Source organism: Sphingomonas sp. CFBP 13706 (assembly GCF_014842355.1).
Classification (GTDB): domain Bacteria; phylum Pseudomonadota; class Alphaproteobacteria; order Sphingomonadales; family Sphingomonadaceae; genus Sphingomonas; species Sphingomonas aerolata.
Map to the genome: position 1 here is coordinate 30,365 of NZ_JACYVM010000009.1, position 16,151 is coordinate 46,515.

A 16,151-nucleotide genomic window follows, 5' to 3' on the forward strand; every position below is an offset into this window, starting at 1 on the left:
GGTGTGATCCAGGCGTATGGATCATGAAGATGAAATCGATGCGCGAGGTCGCGCTATGCTGGCCGACAGCCATCCCGGAAAATGGGACGAGGCCCGACGACGGCTCGCGATCGTCAGACGCTATCTCCGCCAACCGGACCGTTCCGCGGCCATGGCGGAGCAGTATGCGAGACAGGCCGGCATCGGGCGTTCGTTGTTCTACTGGCTGGCAAGGACCTATGCGGGATCCGCGAAGGCATCGGATGACGTCGCATCGATGGAGGACGTCGATCCGTCGGTGAACATCATGGCACGTGCCGTCGAATCCGCCGGACATTCGGCCAGTCCGGCGCAGATCTACAGGACTGCAGCGGAACTCAGCAGGGTGGAGGGGCGCGCGCCTCCGTCGCGCAAGTCCGTTCGCACGCACGTCGCCAACACGCTGGCAGGCGGCTCGATCGCCGAACGGATGCGGCTGAACGCCGATTTCGCAATCGACCGTGCGGTACTGGACCTCGATGTACGTCACGGCACCGGTCCGTCGGAAGCCGCGCAACTGGTCTGCGTCGTCGACCTCAGGCGTGGAGCGATAGTCCGGCATCGTCTTTCCGCCGGGGAACCCGGAACGGATCAGGCCGCGCAGATGGCAGACTTCGACGACATCGCCTCAGGCCGGATCGCCCTTTCCGAGTCCGACCCGGTGCTCTGCTCCGACCCCATGCGGTCGGCGATCGCCGGAAGTTCGGGTCGCCTCGTCGTCGGCAGATGGCACGTCGGAGCAGCGATACGAGCGGTGGTCGGTCTTCGCATCGGACGCGTGGCGTTGCTGGCCCGCGTTCCAGGGTCGGCAGGGCGACGGGAACCCGTCGCGTTCGATACCGCATGCCAGGTGTTGGACGAGCTGCTCCTGCCTTATGCCGTGAGAGACTAGTCGTCGCCATCCGCCGTCGATCCGAGCCGGGTGGCACCGGCGAGCGATACTCCCTCAAACAAACGCCGCGTGGTCTCGGAGAAGGCCGCGGCCGCACTCATCCGCTTCGGTCGTGATTTCGGAATGCCGTCAATCCTCTCGCCGTCGCGACGCGTCGCCGCCGAACGCAGAGCTGCTTCGGCGCCCGCCAGCGTGAATATGCCCTCGTCGTCGGGGCGCCGAACGATGTCGTCGGACGCGGTCACCACGTCATCGGGATTACGTGCCAGAAGTGCGAAGTCTTTGATCCGGCCACCGAGATGTCGATAGAGTTCGCGCCCCACCCTCCCATCCTCGACGACATGGCAGGCGAGGTCGACGGATGGTTTGACCGACGAGGCCCGCTTCTCGACGTCCACCACGAAGGGAATGAGATCGTCGGAAACCATCCACCGGATCTTCGACGGCGGCCCCGCGAACCAGACGCCGCGAAGCGCCAGCATCACGATCCGCGTCTTGAGATCGCGCAACGCGGCCGTCAGGCCGCGGACGGTGTCGCCATCCACGAATGCGCCCACGCCGAGCACGGTACTCGAAGAGGCGTCCAGCACCATCACGACGAAGACGCGGCGGAGCTCGGGTCGTCCTCGTCCGCCGGGGGGGACTTTCACGACGATGTCGGTGGGACACTGATCGATCAGCAGGGTTTCCCCGAGCAGCCCCATCAGGCTCGTGTTCGTGCCCTGCGATCGCAACGCCTGGACGCGGCGTCTGACCGAAGCGAGGCTGGGTAGCGTCAGAGCGTCGGCGGGGTCCTGGGCCTTCTGCAGCTTCGCCTTCGAAGACAGCGTCTTCGCTATCTCCGAGATCGATGCGTCGGGCTTGGAAAGGAGCGCTTCGGCGATCCAACCGTCCACGGGAGGCCCGAAGCCATCCGCGGCGACCCCGGACTTCGGTTTCAATCTGTTGCGCGGCATCAGCCCGGAGACCGGTCCGTCCGCCTGGATCCTCTTGAGCAACCTGTACACGTTGCTCTGAGCGCCCCCGAGGCGCTTCGCGACGACGACGACGTCGGCGATAGTGCGCTTCTTGGCAGCGGGCAGATCGGCGAACGCCCGCAACCGATGGTCGATCACCCGCCGCTTCTCGCCCCCTGCGGCCATGTAGAGACCCAATTCCCGCTGGTATTCGTCTTCGGTCGCCCTTCCGGTCTCCGATTCCAAAAGCCTTCGTATCGTTTTCGTGACGGGGCGGTGTGCAGGGTCGTCCATGGGCTCCCGTAAACTTCGAACCTGGTGACCGCAAGCAGGAATCAAACGATTCTGATCGAAAAAGTTCCACCTGGTGTGGAACAATCTGTCCGGGCCACAGTTTCTCATTCCACACTAAGCGGAACATAAAGGATCTGTATGAGGTATCTGGACGAACACGTGGTCATCCTCGGCGATCCGCCCGGAACCGACGACGCGCACTGCATCGAAGGCGATGGCCAGACGCAGCCGCACCGGGCCAGGACCGATCCGTTCGACGAGGTCGTCGTGCAGTTCTTCGACCTGCCGTCGGCAGGCGAAAGCCTGATGATCGGCGACCTCCGGATCTCCGCCATCGCCGTCTCGGGGGGCGCCCCCTTCTATCTGATCTCGCAGTCCTGAAGAAAGAGGAGGAGCAACCATGCGCAATTCCAGAGCCCCCAAGGCGGCCGGACCACCCGACGACGTCGAGGGCGGCTCCGCAGCAGGTTCGTCGCGGACCAGCCACGGAGTCGGCGTGCGACAGCACGCCTGGCCGCTCGTACCCGGAACGCGGGTCGTGATCGGCGGAAGGGACGAGGTCTTCCTGGGTCGGACCGGTGACGGCCGCTACGCCTTCGTCGATGCCGATCGGTTCGGTCGCTTCGGCGGACCAGCGCCTCGTCATCGGGTCGTCAGCCGTCTCGGTACCGAGATCGCGCTCGGCCTCCTGAAGCCGGCGAAGCTCGGACCGGTGGATCGACGCGGCCGTTGGACGCGCGTCGGATGACCCCCGCCTCCGCCATCGACGAGGACTACGTCGAGCGCGCGAAACGCGTCGTCCGCATTCCCACGTCGCAACTCGCGATCCGGGCTCCCGGCCTCGATCATTTCGAGAGTCCGGGGCAGGTGATTTCGGATCGTCGCATCCGCCGGAAGGACGACCGCTTCGAGGTCGACGACGAGACCGTCTCGATGTGCACGATGGTCCGAGCCGAGGGCGCCGGACCGCTGCGCACCTTCAACGGCGGCCTCTGGCACGAGAACGGCTGGCACACGTCGCGGAAGGCCGGTCACCTGCTCCATTGGGAGGGCGAGACCGCTCTGTGGCAGCTCCTCAAGTCCGACACGGACGCCGACGTCGCGAAGCTCGACGCCGAGAGCGTCTCGTTCGAGTTCGTTCACCAGGGGAGGGCGTTCTCCTACACGTGCGACATCGAGCAGACGGACCCGGCGGGGCACGTGACGCTGCTGGAGATGAAGCGTACCGATCGCGATCTCGACGATCCGGAATACAGACTGAAGCTCGCCTACGTGCGGGAGGTGTGCCGGCGGTGCGGGATCGCGTTCCGCGTGGTGTTCAGGAACGAGATCTTCCGTGGTCTCGTCCATCGGCGCAACGTCTCCCTGTTCGCATCGCGCGGCTTCGTGACGATCGGCGACCACGAACTCGGCGTCCTGGCCGACCACCGGCGCCGCACCGGCGGGTACACCACGTACGGCGAACTCGCCGAGGCGTTGGTTCCCGGTCACGCGGCGGCAGGGCGGGCACTCGTCCAGAGCATGCTCGTCCGCCGCCTCCTGCGCATGGACCTGACGATCAGGCTCCACGATGCGAGCCCCTTGACCATCGACTGACGCGGACGGGAACGGTCGTTCGCGACACGACCCGTCCTCAGACCCGACCTGGCCTGCAGCCTGGAAGACCGGGCCGAACGCCACGGCCGACGTGCCATCACGCCATCACGCCATCACACGGCAAGGAGGAACCGATGCCCAAGAACAACTTCCCCGCGAACAGCGTCGTGCAGATCGACGGCACCTCGTACGAGTACCGTGGGCACGTCGACGGACGTCTCCAGTTCGTCGATCCGACGACCGGCGCCGTCTACGCGGCGCCCGACGCGTTCGGCGCGCTCCGCCCCATCGACGACGATCAGTTCACCCGACTGCTCGCGGCCGACCGAGCCTCCGTCCTGCGGAAGCCGTCGTACGACAGGGTGCGGCACATGAACGACGTCTCGCAGTGGACGGTCGCCCAGGCCACGGCGATCGAACCCATGGCCGGTAAGATGCTGGCCGAGTGCGACATGCTCGACGACGCGGGCGTACCCCTCGGCCGCAAGGCGATCGGACGTCACCTGGCGAAGCACTGGGACGCTGCGCTCATCAAGAAGTACGGTCCGCATGACTCACCGGCCACCATCGAACGGTGGCGCGCGAAGCGGGGGCATCCGGGATCGCGGCACGCCGCGCAGATGGTGCGCATGACGGGAAAGACGCCGCGAGGCCCGTACACCGGCGATCTGCAGGCCGAACTGCTGCAGAAGCACGCACTTGCGCGGAGCGCCGCACGCATCGAGATCTCGTCGGCGTACGCCGAGTACCGATGCGAGCTCACGGCGATCAACGAGGGGCGGGACCCGAACCACGTCCGACCGGACGAACCGTATGCCATCGCGTCGCGCGACACCTTCCGTCGTCGATGCCATGCCCTGGAACAGCGCGAGACCGTGCGCTCGGCGCGTGGTTCCAAGGCCGTGCTGCAGGACTGGATGGGCGGCGGCAGATCGCTGACGGCGGACTTCGCGATGCAGCGGGTGATCATCGACCACACCCGTCTCGACGCCATCGTGATCTACCAGCTTCCGAGCGGCGAGGAGATCGTGCTCGGCCGGCCGTGGCTCACCCTTGCCGTCGACGTCGCCACCCGGGCGATCGTGTCACATGTGATCAGCTTCACGCCACCGTCCGTCTGGACGCTCGGCGAGACCCTGTGGCGCATGGCCATGCCCAAGCGCGTGCCCCCGGACATGGCCGAACGCTACCCGATGCTGGCGAACGTGCGCGGCAAGCCGGTCGAGATCGTCGTCGACAACGCCGTGGAGTTCCGGAGCCACACGATGGAGGCGGCGGCGCGGAGCGCCGGCTTCTCGGTCCGCTTCTGTCCCGTCGCCAAGCCCAGGTACAGGGCCGTCGGAGAGAGGGCGATGGGCACCGTCAACCGTCTCATAACCAACGACCTCGCGGGCAGGACGGTCCCCATCGCGCAGGTTCGGCACGACGGCTACGACGCGGCCAAGGACGCCGTCGTGCTGATGGAGGAATTGGAGGACATCGCGCTGCGTGCGGTCGCGATATACAACACCGAACCGCACGGCGGGTTGAACGGCAGGCAGCCGCTGCTCGCCTTCCAGCACGACGCCGCGAAGAACGGCATCAACAACTTCGTGGACCTCAACGCCTTCCGCCGTGATCTGATGCCGGTGCGCGAGAAGGCGCAGCTGAGCGGGTCGGGCATCGTCTTCGAGACTCTGCGCTATCATGATCACAACGAGGTGTTTGCGCTGCTCGACGATCTCGTGGCCGGCGAATGCCGTCGCCAGCGGCGTCGGGGAGCGACCGCCACCGTCGACTTCCGCTACGATCCGATGGACATCTCGCGCATCTGGGTCTGGAACAGGAAGCGGCGGACGTACGTCGAACTGCGATGCAGCGACGAGGACTATGCGGACGGCATGCCGCTCTTCGTCCACAATGCGATCCGGGCGAAGGCCGCTCAGGAAGGGGCCGCGTTCAACACGGCCCAGGAACGTGCCGAAGCGCGTCACCGTCTTCTGCAGGCGAAGCTGAAAGCCGACCCGCAGAGGGATGCCGAGACCCGGGCCGAGATGGCGCGCCTCTACGACGTGCCCCGGATACGTGAGATCACCGGTACCATAGCCAGTCTCGAACTGAGGCCCAGCGAGCACGTGCAGCAGGCCGACTTCGTCGGTCACGACCGCGCCGCGCTGACCATCTTCGACCACGAGGTGCTTTCGACCCGACCCGATCTGCCGCCGAAGGCGACCCGCGCCAGACGTCGGCGCGATCCTCGGGACGCGGGCGCGGAACGTGCCGTCGAGACGCCGGTCGCGAGTCAGCCGCTGCGCCGTCGCATGCCGAAGGAGAATGCGAAGTGAGCAGCATGCCCGACATCGCCGAGGCGAAGGCGGCCTTCGACCGCATCGTCCTCAGGTACCCCCCGCAGGAGGGGGCCATCGAGGCCCTCGACGAGGTGCGACGGTCCTACATCGGCCGTCGCGAGGGCGCTCCCTGCGGCGGTGCGATGATGATCGCCCCGATGGGCAGCGGAAAGACGTTCGCCGTGGAGGAGCTCGCGACCCGCGTTAAGGCCGATGGAGATCATCCGGCGGGCGCGCAGCCGGTGCTCCACGTCGTGATGCCCACCGCCGGCACGACCGACTCGATCCCCACGGCCATCCTGTCGGCGCTCGGGCTTCCTCGCCCCGATCTCGGCAGGGCCGACCTGCGATGGACGAAGGCGATCCGCGGAATGCGGTCGGCGATGGTCCAGCTCGTGGTCTTCGACGAGTTCAACCGTGCGAGCAGGCGCCCGACCATGAGCCGTCCCATCGCCACGACCATCCGCGAGAAGATCATGGACGCGGGCATCGCCCCGATCGCGATCGTCGGCAGCGAGGAGGCCGGAACGGTGCTCAAGGCATGTCCGGAACTCGCGGAGCGGCTCGACGACCGCATCCCGCTCCAACCGCTCGAATGGTTCGCGGACGAGGACCAGGCCATCTTCGTCCGTCTCCTCCGCGACCTGGACGACGCCATGATCGCTGCCGGCCTCGTGGATGGCGCAGGACTGTCGGAGGAGGCGGTGGCGGCACCCCTGGCGGGGGGATGCGGCGGCCGCATCCGCAGCCTGATGAAGATCGTCCGCATCGCGCTCGGTCTTTCGATGGAGCGCGGAGCCAGGACCATCGACGTCGTCGATCTGGAGGAGGCGGTCGACCGCTTCGCCGTCGCCGCCGGCTTCATCGACCGCAATCCCTTCAGCAGGAAGGCAGGATCATGACCGGGACCGCAGCCACGCCCGACTGGACGGTCGGATGTCGACGCATGCCAGAACCCGGCGAGTCGCTCAGCGGGTTCATGGCGAGGACCGCGGCCGCCGAAGGACTGCCGAACACGCTGGAACTGACTTCGATCGCCGGCGCGGTCTGGTCGCGCCGTCCCGAACTGTCCCGCGGAGAACCCGCCTTCGCCGATCTGGCCGCGTGCCTGCGCGTCGACGTCGCCGAACTCGAGGCGATGTCCTACCCGATCGATCCCGGTCGACCCGACCGCCGCGTCTTCGGCGGCGTATCGATCGACCGGCGCTTCATCGTCCACGACGAGCGCCGCTTCTCGCCGACGACGCTGAGCCGACAGGGTATCCATCTCAAGGAGTGGCAGCTGCGCCCCTTCCCCTTCTGCCGCGAGAGCTGGGAGTTCCTGGCCAGTCGGTGTCCCGATCCGGACTGCGGCAGCCGGCAGAGGTGGTACCATGCCTCGGGCGTCGATCTCTGCGACAAGTGCGGCGAACCGCTCGTCCTTGCAAAGCACGGAAAGGTCCCGCCGGAGCAACGGGAGGCACTCGAGGCCGCGCTGGACCTCGTCCATCCCGACGCGGACCGACGGCGGCGGAGCATCGGACGACTGCCCGCGATGCTGAACGGCCTGGATCCTGGCGACCTGCTCGACCTGCTGGTCGCGGTGGCCGGCGTCCACGATCCCGAGATCCGATGCGCCTCGGATCACCTGGTCTTCCGAATGGGGACCGAGCCCGCCGCCCTCGCGGGGGCGATCGCCGATGCCTGGCGGACGCTGACGACCTGGCCGGAGGGATTCATGACCCTCGCCGCCGACCGCATCGCGATCCGGAACGGCCGGTTCGGAGACGGCAACCGCGGGGCGACCATGCGGCTGCTCGACGTCGTGATGGAGCAGAGCGCGCCACCGATCCTGGTGAAGGTGGTGACCGACCTCCGCCAAGCGATCACCGAGACGGTCTCGATGCGCGGCATGGGGTCCAAGGCCGCCGGCAGACTGCCGTTCCTCACCTCCACCGCGCTCGTGGCGCTGCGGCGGCAAGGGGTGCTCCGGACCGTGTTCGCGCTCGATGGAAACGAGCCCCAGCCGTATCTGGATCGGCATGAGGTCGAGGCGCTGTCGGAAGCCTTGCGTTCGAGCGTACCGCTCAATCACGCCGCCGCGGCGCTGGGCATCGCCGATCACGGGGTCGAACAGCTCGAGACCCGTGGTCTGGTCACGTTCGAGAGGTCGGCCGGAACGATGACCCGCGACGGTTCGCATCGGGTGACGTCGTCGTCCCTCGGGGCCCTCACCGCGAGGCTGGTCGCGTCCGCCGCACCGGGGGCGGCCGGCTGGATGAAGCTCCCGATCGTCGTGCGGATGATCGGGGGCCGATCGAAGCCATGGGGTCCGATCGTGGAAGGACTGCTCGGGGGGCGTCTCAGGTACGCTATCGCTCCAGGACCCCAACCTCTCCTGCGGCGGATCGTCATCGACCCGGCCGACGCACGGCGGTTGGCAGAGATGGTCTACATGCCGCCCGGCGACGCCGTGTTCCTCCCCATGATGTCCAAGAACGATGCCCTGGAGGTCCTGAACCTCCATGCACGGCATGCCGGCGCTGCCCTGAAGCACTGGCCGAGCGCCAAGACCAGCGATCGCACCGTACCCGTGGCCGAGGTCCTCGAGCTGTCGCGGCGGTTGGTCTCGTTGGGCGAACTCGTCGCGCGTACCGGCAGGCCGGTGAAATCGGTCGTCGCCATGCTCACGGACAACGGAGTGCCGGTCGACGCGCCGTGGAGTCCGCGGGACGAGGCCGAAGCGGCATTGTTCGGCGCTCGGCATGGATATTCAGCAAGCGATATAGACGCCATATTGAAGTTGCAGAGTAACTGACGATCAAACTTGGAATGTTGATTTGTAGTTAATAGGTGAACCAGAAGATTTAGCGAAATAATTCAGTGTGGGTGTGTCGACGATGTCGAAATTTAGGTGAAACGATGCTCATTGCCATTGCGGGATTGATACTGCCGATCGAACGGGTGCGATGCCGGCACCGGAAGGCAAGTGAGGTTTCGAAGTGATAGCCGTCATGACATGTCTTCTTCTAGGCCTCGACTTGCCGCCGCAGAATGTAACCGTTGACGGGGTCGTATTCGAAAGATCCCGTCAGTCCACGACCGTCGATCCCCCCTGCTACTACAAGATCGAAAGAAGGACGGGGGACCCCATGAGCGGGTACTATGGTTATGTCCAGATGTCTTCCTGGGGGGAGATCGGCCCCTACCATGGAGCTGAACGCTCCCGTGGCGTCGAGCGCCTCTATGCCCGTCAAGGACAGGCTTCCGCCGCCAACGTTGATCAAGCGTACGACGTGGCAGCCGAAAGCCCGACGCTCGATCTGAAGGATGAGGCAGTTCCTTCGACTACCCCTTTCCGAAGACGTTCCGACAAGTTGACCCAAGCCGATCAACGACCCGATGAGGCCTATGAAAATGCCGATCCAGACGCTCCAGGTCGCCATGCTGAGCGAAGCCCTCGACAGGACCCGGTCAGGAGTATCGTTCACCAGTCGCGGTGGAGCGGAATTCACTGGTTTTGGCTGATACTGGGCCTTTGTCCCTTCTGCCTGGGCATCATCGGGGTGCGCGACGCTGGCGGTCGTCGAAACCAGAAGGCTTCGCTGCTGTGCGTAGGCGGTGGCTGCCTCATCCTTATTTGCCTGCTGCTCCTTCAGATCCACGAGACCGCCGGCTAGGATCGCCAGCGCGACCATCATTGCCGCGATCAGTATGGGCAACCAGTTCAAACGGAGGAACGTGAGGGCACGGTCGAAAGGATTCATGGAAGGCTCCGCGTTTTCGCCACGGGACTAAGCTACGAAGCTTAACAAACCCGCGGTCTCGACAGCACGGTCGTCGGCACGCTGACGATGTACGCGGCTGGCATCGACAATGTCGTCCTGGTTCCGGGTGGCGGCACCGCCGACATCTTCGCCGCAAGCGCGGGGCCCGGTGCCGTCTCGGCTGGTGGCGCCGGCGCCTTCGTGATCACGGGTGCGGTCGTCGCACCGGGAAGCGCGCCCTGCGTGATCGCCGACATCGCGATCGAGGCGACATTCGGCTTCGCGATGAAGCCGCCCACCGATCGTGCGGGCGGCAGTGCGGGCGGCGCGATGCTCGATCCTAGCGGACCGTTCCAGTTCGCTAACCCGAGCTCGCAGGTGCTGGTCCAGGCGGACCCCGGATTCGGCGACTACCACGCGTCCCTGTCGAGCGACTGTTTCCTCGACGAACTCGGCGATGACCCGTCGCGCGTGCACCGTCGGCTCGGCGACGGGCTGCATGCGGCGCAGGCGCAGCCTCGACGATCGCGGTGCAGGGCAGTGATTTCAACCGACGACGGGGCGGGGGGTCCCGTAGCGGCCGCGGACTCGCTCTGCGACAGGCACCAAGCATCGACGACCCTACGGCCGCCGTCGTCGAAGCGTGTCGTGAAGTCAGTCGACCGCGCCTATTGGCAATCGACGTGAAATCGTCGACACCTTCGACATCGCAGCTTCGACAATCCGCGCCCGCGGACGACGCCCCGGTACGGTTCCGCATCAGGAGGTTGCCTTGCCGAAGACGATCATGATCTTTTCCGACGGCACGGGCCAGTTGGGTGGCCTAAGCCCGGACCAGCGGCTGTCGAACGTATACAAGATGTACCGCGCCATGCGTCCCGGCCCCGATTCGCCGATCCCGCCCTCCCGTCAGGTAGCCTTCTACGATGCGGGGTTGGGCGTCGGCGAGGTCGGCGGTCTGACGTTCCGACGGGTCCGCAATCTGCTCGCCGCAGCCGTGGGTACCGGGATCGATGAGAACGTGATCGACTGCTACGCCGCGATCGTCGCCCGCTACGAACCGGGCGACAGGGTATGTCTCGTGGGCTTCAGCCGAGGGGCGTACACGGTCCGTGCGTTGGCCAACGTCATGAACCTCTGCGGCGTGCCGACGCGATGCGCCGACGGTGGTCCCGTACCGCTCCATGGCCCACCCCTGCGCGCGATCGCCAGCGAAGCCGTCCGGAAGGTGTACAACCACGGAGCGGGGTCGAAGAGAGAAGCGTTCGAGACGGAACGCGAAAGCCTGGCGTCACGCTTCCGGGCGAAGCACGGTTCGGAAGGCGTCGGCGTCGAGGGAGACCTGCAGGGGAACGTGCAGCCCAGCTTCGTGGGAGTGTTCGATACCGTGGCCGCGCTCGGCAGCAGATCGGCATTGGTCATGGCGCTGGTAGGCATGACCTTCCTTCTGGCCGTCACCATCGGCCTGTGGCACGCCGGCCTGCACCTTGCGGCGGCGGTCTTCGCCATACTGCCTGCGATGGCTGCATACTGGGTGGCGCGTTCCCTGTTCAGTCAGGTCAAGACGTATCTGGACGACCACCATCTCGCGATGTCGCCGTGGGACCCCCGCCGATGGCTGTTCGCGATCAGGCATTCGCACGGCGCGTGGTGGAGCGGCGAGAACTACGACAGGTTCGTGGACAAGGAGATTCCATGCCTTCGCCACGCCCTGTCGATCGATGAGGACCGCGCGCGGTTTCCGCGAGTCGGTTGGGGCAGTGCCGCCGACGTCGCCTGGAACAAGGCGAGAGGGCGGGGCGACTGGTTGGATCAGGTATGGTTCGCCGGAAACCATTCAGACATCGGCGGCAGCTATCCCGAGGACGAATCTCGGCTCTCCGACATCGCGCTGCGCTGGATGGTGGAGCAGCTGCGTCGTTCCCTCGGCGACGACGTCGTGGTTCTCGACGACCGGTTGGTGACCTCCCCGGACCCCCTCGGTCTGCAGCACAGCGAGCGCATCGGCAGTCTGTACGGACAGCCGTCGTGGCTCCGGCGGCTCACCGGAGATCAACTCACATGGGGCGAGGGAGTGCGCGAGGTGGACGCCAAAGCCACCCTCCACCCGAGCGTGTTCGAAAGACTGGCAGCACCTTCGGTGCCACAGATGGACAAGGTCGCTCCATACCGGCCGAAGTCCCTGAGCGACCATCTCCTGGCGAAGCGGGTCGTTGCCGGGGAACGCATCGAGGGTCCGAACTCCGGGCCGGAGTCCCCGGGGAACCCGACAGCCGATGTCTGACGCCCACATGACCGCATCGACCGGTCGCCTAGCGCGTACGACAGGCGAACCGGGGCCGAGGAACGGACGATGCATCCGCGGCCGGTCGACGCGTTGGCGCCGGGTCCTTGCAGGCTCGATCCTGATCGCTGCCATGGCCTTTCCCGGTCAGGCCCGCGACACCGCCGAACTGCACACGTTCCACTGCCTCCACGGCTGCCCGATCGGCGCACCCGACATCGACGACATCGTCGTCCGCGAAATCTACACTCTGGCATCGAACGATCTCACCAAGATGGCCGACTGGGTCGCATACCGCGTCACCCCCGCGTCGATCGGGCCGTCCGGGACGAGGAGATGGTCGGCCGACCCGTGGCTGTCGCCTGAGGAGACGCTGGAACCCGACGACTACGACAGTGCGCCCAAGGCGCTCGGCATCGACCGCGGGCATCAGGCCCCGCTCGCCGCGTTCTCGGGTACGCCGTTCGCCGCCGACACCAACGTCCTCTCCAACATCACTCCTCAGGGCGCCGGTCTCAACCAGGCGCCCTGGCAGAGACTGGAGGCCAAAGAGAACGAGCTCGCGAAGAACGAGGACATCGCCGTGTACGTCCTGACCGGGCCCCTGTTCGAAAGGGTGATGCCGCCCCTGCCGGCGGCCGACGAACGCCATCGCGTCCCGTCGGGATACTGGAAGGTCGTGGCGACAACGGACGGGCGGGTCGCCGCGTTCATCATGGACACGACCGCGGCCCGGTCGCTCGATCACTGCGCGGCACGCGTCGTGTTGGAGGAGGTAGAGCTGCGGTCGAGGCTGGGACTGTTCCCACGGCTGGAGCCGCGGGCCTTCACGGATCTCTCACCGGCACTGGGGTGCAGCGCTTGATCACGATCTGGCCGAGGACACGTCTTCTTCTCATCGCCCTGCTCGGCATCGGCACGACCTCGTGCGCGACGGCACCATCGGCCGACCTCACCGGCTTCGGTCGCGCAGCGTCGGCCCTGCAGGCCGATGCAGCCACGACGTTCGCCGAAGCGAATCGGTTGACCCGTTCCGTCGAAGTCGATCGGTTCGTCCGTTCCGGTGCCATCGCGCTTTCCGAACGGCGGTTCCCGCCGGCCGTTCCGCCCGAGGTGTCGGCGCGCTGGCGATCCGCCCTCGACGACCTCGCGCGGTACGGCAATCTGCTCGCGACCCTGACCGGCCGCGGCAGGGGCGGCGTCCAGACGGACGCCTTCCGGCAGCTCGGCGTGGAACTGGGATCGGGCATCGCCGCCGTCGATCTGGATCCTGGCATCGCGGCCGGTTTCGCGTCCCTCGCTGGCGGCCTGGTCGATCTGCGTGCGCAGACCAGCGCCAAGGAGATCCTGCGCCGTACCGATCCGGACGTCCGCAGACTGCTGACGGCGATGGCCACCGCCGTCGGATCGAGCGATGCCGAAGGACTGAGAGGCACGGTCGCCTCCAACTGGACCACGGCGTTGTCGACCCATCAGCGCAACTACGCCGCGGCGGCCACGGAGAAGGCGGATGCCCGACAGCGGCAGATCGTCGCCGACTATCTTTCCGGCATCGATCGCCGGGATGCGCAGCTGGCGTCGCTGGCGACGCTCCGCGCGTCACTGCTCGGCCTGGCCGACGCTCACACCGCCGCCGCGGCCGGCTCCCGTCGACCGTTCGACGAGGTGCTGCGGGACATGCGCGATCGGCTGGGCCGCACGCAGAAGACGTACGATGCGATCGACGCCGCTGGGGAGGCCGGACGATGAAGGAACCGACGAACGGTGCGTTGCCGAACCCGGAACTCAAGGCGATGCACGAATCCCTGATCGCGTTGGTGCGAACGCTCGAGGAGTCGATCGACGCCGCGCCGACGGCGGCGGCGATCTCCGCGATCGTCGACCGTATCGCGGATGTGAACGCACGGGTCACGTCCACCGGCTCAGTGCTGCTGGCACGGCAGACGGACGAGATCGTGAGGCTTTCGCACACCGTCGCGGAAGCGCTGCCCCGCATCGAGGACGAGATCGCCGACATCGAGCGGCTCGAGAGCACGTTGGGTACCATCACGGACATGCTCGCCACGGTGGACGAGGCGGTGAACGTGGCGAAGATGGTCTGCCGTTGACGGTCCGGTGGTGGGCAGGGCGGGACTGTTTCGGGGGTAACGGCTGGTCTGGCGGAGGCCCCGTCAACCCTGTCCGGATACCCCCAAGCCGGGAGACGCGACGTCCTGCCCCTGCCGGCGTTGGTGGATCGTGCCTCTCGCAGCACCGGAGCGGCCGAAACAGCCTATGTTCAGTGCCGGTACCTTCGCTCCAGAACATACTGCATGAGGCGAAGCCCGGCGATCAGTCCGAAGCCACCGAGCTTGAACCAGAGCGACGCATAGAACGGCAGAAACCTGGCTTCGACGCCAAATCCCAGACCGCTCGCGGCTTCGAACAGGACCGGGTTCGTCTGCGCAGCCATGTAGTCGAAGCCGGCGAGGCCGGGTGTCTATGAGTTAGTGGTTAAGAATGGACGAAAGGTTGGCCCTTGATTGATGATCGTGAATTCCATTCGCTGAATGTTGATCAGCAAAACAAAATATTGGTAGACTTGGCTACTAACTCCCTTCCCGTTTTGGCTAAATACAAGATGCCGTTAGAAGTTGCTAAGCGCAGCATTGACTCATGTCTAAAATCTATCGAAAATAAAGCGTTTGATGCTAAAGTGATATCAATAAATCTCAATCATTCAGATCCAGATCTGGATCTGAGCGCTCAATACAGTTTTATCGATGATGATAGCGCAGCGGAACTAGCGCTTGACATAGTCTGCTTCGCTACTGGCGCGGTGGCTAATGCAGCCTACAGGAGGCAAAACCTGGATCATATGCCCGAATCAGTTGCTCTGGCTACGCCGGATGTCACAGTTGGCGCCATAGATAAATTCAAGACGTTATCGAAGTTGGGGTTGGTTGAAAATATCGGGCAGCCATAGTTTTCTTCGAGACTGCCGTTGTCGAAGGTGTCGACTACTGACTGAATTTCCGATGAGATGAAGAAAACGAACATATGGCCCGTTGCGCCGCCCCTCGCTACGATTGATGTCCGAGCGTCTTCTTCACGATATAGCGCACGCCGTTACCGTCATATTCTCGCGATGGCTGGAGGATTCTTATCCCGATCCGCCGCCTTCCTACGTTAAATTGACCTGTGCGGTTGGTCCTAAGAAAGAGGCTTTACCACCTAAATGAAAGCGGGGCCGGGAAATGAACGAATTTGAGAAGCAGGCTGAGATACTAACTAAACTGGCCCAACTCATGCTCGATCAGGTTAACGGCCCTTATGAATCTATTACGTGCGAATATGAATTTGTAGAGCGTTACGGCAAAGTCAGCAGTACGTTTTCGATCGTGCTTGGAGGGTTGCAAACATATCCGGATACTGCACCTGGATTTGCAACTGAAAACCTGGAGCTTTGCTTGAAGCTTCGGGGGTTGATGAGGGGCCATACGGGAGGAGAGTGGACTTCGTTCACACTTTCTTTCGATGCAAGCGGCAAGGCCAAGACAAAGTTTAACTATTCTTGATTAGCGAGCGTCTGTACACGCAAGATCTTCACGGGAGCGATGAAGGAGGTTCCTCTCGCGCCACGTTCGTCTGCTCCAAGGTCGACTGGTTATTTACAGTCATTGTTGAAGTAGGGACAGCCTTCTCACAGGGGCGGCAGAAAACTTCTCGAGCGCTCTCCTCGGCTTGTGAAGGCCCGGGGGCGTGGAGCACATGGGCTGGACGCAACCGCTCGGCGCAATCGTGACGGAAGTGGGCGTTTTCAGGCAGGCCACCGAACCGATCAAGCCGAATTGGAAGCGGTCTATGGCGCGGAAAGCGTTGGGGCAACGAAGTTACCGGAATCGGGTTCGCAGCCTTTGAGACCCGGATTACCATGTGTCGTGGCAACCGGCACATGGATCTACGTGCTGCCACCAGGGACCTACGTGTCGCCACGAGGGATCTGCGGGACGCGATAAATACAGGGAAAGTGACGGGCAGCTTGTTTCAGCCTGACCA

General features: G+C 65.0%; 17 protein-coding genes. 14 read left to right on the plus strand and 3 right to left on the minus strand.

What is annotated here, in order from left to right:
- The first annotated feature begins 16 nt into the window (after positions 1 to 16).
- The gene (locus IFS44_RS15415) at positions 17 to 910 is read left to right on the plus strand and encodes a hypothetical protein (RefSeq protein ID WP_192099110.1); all 894 of its coding nucleotides are present in this window, start codon (positions 17 to 19) and stop codon (positions 908 to 910) included.
- Here IFS44_RS15415 and IFS44_RS15420 read toward each other — a convergent pair.
- On the minus strand, positions 907 to 2,160 hold the full coding sequence (locus IFS44_RS15420) for a hypothetical protein (RefSeq protein WP_192099111.1): 1,254 nt from the start codon (positions 2,158 to 2,160) through the stop codon (positions 907 to 909). The genes IFS44_RS15415 and IFS44_RS15420 overlap by 4 nt on opposite strands.
- A gap of 159 nt (positions 2,161 to 2,319) precedes the next feature.
- On the opposite strand from IFS44_RS15420, the gene IFS44_RS15425 reads away from it, so the two are divergent.
- From IFS44_RS15425 to IFS44_RS15450, 6 genes are all read left to right on the plus strand, one after another.
- Entirely contained in the window at positions 2,320 to 2,541 is a 222-nt protein-coding gene (locus IFS44_RS15425; RefSeq protein WP_192099112.1) for a hypothetical protein, read from the plus strand.
- 19 nt (positions 2,542 to 2,560) lie between these two features.
- Positions 2,561 to 2,908: a hypothetical protein gene (locus IFS44_RS15430; protein WP_192099113.1), complete on the plus strand. Its 348-nt coding sequence runs from the start codon at positions 2,561 to 2,563 to the stop codon at positions 2,906 to 2,908.
- Entirely contained in the window at positions 2,905 to 3,756 is an 852-nt protein-coding gene (locus IFS44_RS15435) for a hypothetical protein (protein WP_192099114.1), read from the plus strand. Before IFS44_RS15430 ends, IFS44_RS15435 begins: the two co-directional genes overlap by 4 nt.
- Positions 3,757 to 3,890: 134 nt before the next feature.
- The gene (locus IFS44_RS15440; RefSeq protein WP_192099115.1) at positions 3,891 to 6,080 is read left to right on the plus strand and encodes a Mu transposase C-terminal domain-containing protein; all 2,190 of its coding nucleotides are present in this window, start codon (positions 3,891 to 3,893) and stop codon (positions 6,078 to 6,080) included.
- 5 nt (positions 6,081 to 6,085) lie between these two features.
- Positions 6,086 to 6,985, plus strand: a complete 900-nt coding sequence (locus IFS44_RS15445) for a TniB family NTP-binding protein (RefSeq protein WP_206757848.1) — start codon at positions 6,086 to 6,088, stop codon at positions 6,983 to 6,985.
- Positions 6,982 to 8,880 (plus strand): hypothetical protein, encoded by a 1,899-nt coding sequence (locus IFS44_RS15450; RefSeq protein WP_192099117.1) that lies wholly within the window; start codon positions 6,982 to 6,984, stop codon positions 8,878 to 8,880. The genes IFS44_RS15445 and IFS44_RS15450 overlap by 4 nt, the downstream gene beginning before the upstream one ends.
- A gap of 211 nt (positions 8,881 to 9,091) precedes the next feature.
- On the opposite strand, the gene IFS44_RS15455 is transcribed toward IFS44_RS15450, so the two are convergent.
- A complete protein-coding gene (locus IFS44_RS15455) occupies positions 9,092 to 9,829 on the minus strand; it encodes a hypothetical protein (RefSeq protein ID WP_192099118.1) in 738 nt (245 codons plus the stop codon).
- A gap of 87 nt (positions 9,830 to 9,916) precedes the next feature.
- Between IFS44_RS15455 and IFS44_RS15460 the strand changes: the two genes are divergently transcribed.
- The 5 genes from IFS44_RS15460 (at position 9,917) to IFS44_RS15480 (ending at position 14,221) form a co-directional block, all read left to right on the plus strand.
- Positions 9,917 to 10,516, plus strand: coding sequence for a hypothetical protein (locus IFS44_RS15460; RefSeq protein ID WP_192099119.1), 600 nt, complete (start codon positions 9,917 to 9,919; stop codon positions 10,514 to 10,516).
- 85 nt (positions 10,517 to 10,601) lie between these two features.
- On the plus strand, positions 10,602 to 12,113 hold the full coding sequence (locus IFS44_RS15465; RefSeq protein ID WP_192099120.1) for a phospholipase effector Tle1 domain-containing protein: 1,512 nt from the start codon (positions 10,602 to 10,604) through the stop codon (positions 12,111 to 12,113).
- A gap of 133 nt (positions 12,114 to 12,246) precedes the next feature.
- The gene (locus IFS44_RS15470; RefSeq protein ID WP_192099121.1) at positions 12,247 to 12,978 is read left to right on the plus strand and encodes a DNA/RNA non-specific endonuclease; all 732 of its coding nucleotides are present in this window, start codon (positions 12,247 to 12,249) and stop codon (positions 12,976 to 12,978) included.
- Positions 12,975 to 13,862 (plus strand): hypothetical protein, encoded by an 888-nt coding sequence (locus IFS44_RS15475; RefSeq protein WP_192099122.1) that lies wholly within the window; start codon positions 12,975 to 12,977, stop codon positions 13,860 to 13,862. Before IFS44_RS15470 ends, IFS44_RS15475 begins: the two co-directional genes overlap by 4 nt.
- On the plus strand, positions 13,859 to 14,221 hold the full coding sequence (locus tag IFS44_RS15480) for a hypothetical protein (protein WP_192099123.1): 363 nt from the start codon (positions 13,859 to 13,861) through the stop codon (positions 14,219 to 14,221). Before IFS44_RS15475 ends, IFS44_RS15480 begins: the two co-directional genes overlap by 4 nt.
- A 170-nt stretch (positions 14,222 to 14,391) precedes the next feature.
- Here IFS44_RS15480 and IFS44_RS15485 read toward each other — a convergent pair whose 3' ends face one another.
- Positions 14,392 to 14,565 carry a hypothetical protein gene (locus IFS44_RS15485; protein WP_192099124.1) on the minus strand — a complete coding sequence of 58 codons (174 nt, stop codon included), beginning with the start codon at positions 14,563 to 14,565 and terminating at the stop codon, positions 14,392 to 14,394.
- Positions 14,566 to 14,631: 66 nt separating this feature from the next.
- Here IFS44_RS15485 and IFS44_RS15490 point away from each other — a divergent pair, with 66 nt between their 5' ends.
- A complete protein-coding gene (locus IFS44_RS15490; RefSeq protein ID WP_192099125.1) occupies positions 14,632 to 15,078 on the plus strand; it encodes a hypothetical protein in 447 nt (148 codons plus the stop codon).
- A 271-nt stretch (positions 15,079 to 15,349) separates the two neighbouring features.
- On the plus strand, positions 15,350 to 15,670 hold the full coding sequence (locus IFS44_RS15495; RefSeq protein ID WP_192099126.1) for a hypothetical protein: 321 nt from the start codon (positions 15,350 to 15,352) through the stop codon (positions 15,668 to 15,670).
- The last annotated feature ends 481 nt before the right edge of the window (positions 15,671 to 16,151 follow it).

Coding starts and splice junctions, on each gene's coding strand:
- IFS44_RS15440 (WP_192099115.1), top strand. CDS start 3,891: ATGCCCAAGAACAACTTCCCCGCGAACAGCGTCGTGCAGATCGACGGC.
- IFS44_RS15450 (WP_192099117.1), top strand. CDS start 6,982: ATGACCGGGACCGCAGCCACGCCCGACTGGACGGTCGGATGTCGACGC.
- IFS44_RS15485 (WP_192099124.1), bottom strand. CDS start 14,565: ATGGCTGCGCAGACGAACCCGGTCCTGTTCGAAGCCGCGAGCGGTCTG.
- IFS44_RS15480 (WP_192099123.1), top strand. CDS start 13,859: ATGAAGGAACCGACGAACGGTGCGTTGCCGAACCCGGAACTCAAGGCG.
- IFS44_RS15495 (WP_192099126.1), top strand. CDS start 15,350: ATGAACGAATTTGAGAAGCAGGCTGAGATACTAACTAAACTGGCCCAA.
- IFS44_RS15455 (WP_192099118.1), bottom strand. CDS start 9,829: ATGAATCCTTTCGACCGTGCCCTCACGTTCCTCCGTTTGAACTGGTTG.
- IFS44_RS15460 (WP_192099119.1), top strand. CDS start 9,917: ATGTACGCGGCTGGCATCGACAATGTCGTCCTGGTTCCGGGTGGCGGC.
- IFS44_RS15420 (WP_192099111.1), bottom strand. CDS start 2,160: ATGGACGACCCTGCACACCGCCCCGTCACGAAAACGATACGAAGGCTT.
- IFS44_RS15445 (WP_206757848.1), top strand. CDS start 6,086: ATGCCCGACATCGCCGAGGCGAAGGCGGCCTTCGACCGCATCGTCCTC.
- IFS44_RS15430 (WP_192099113.1), top strand. CDS start 2,561: ATGCGCAATTCCAGAGCCCCCAAGGCGGCCGGACCACCCGACGACGTC.
- IFS44_RS15435 (WP_192099114.1), top strand. CDS start 2,905: ATGACCCCCGCCTCCGCCATCGACGAGGACTACGTCGAGCGCGCGAAA.
- IFS44_RS15470 (WP_192099121.1), top strand. CDS start 12,247: ATGGCCTTTCCCGGTCAGGCCCGCGACACCGCCGAACTGCACACGTTC.
- IFS44_RS15415 (WP_192099110.1), top strand. CDS start 17: ATGGATCATGAAGATGAAATCGATGCGCGAGGTCGCGCTATGCTGGCC.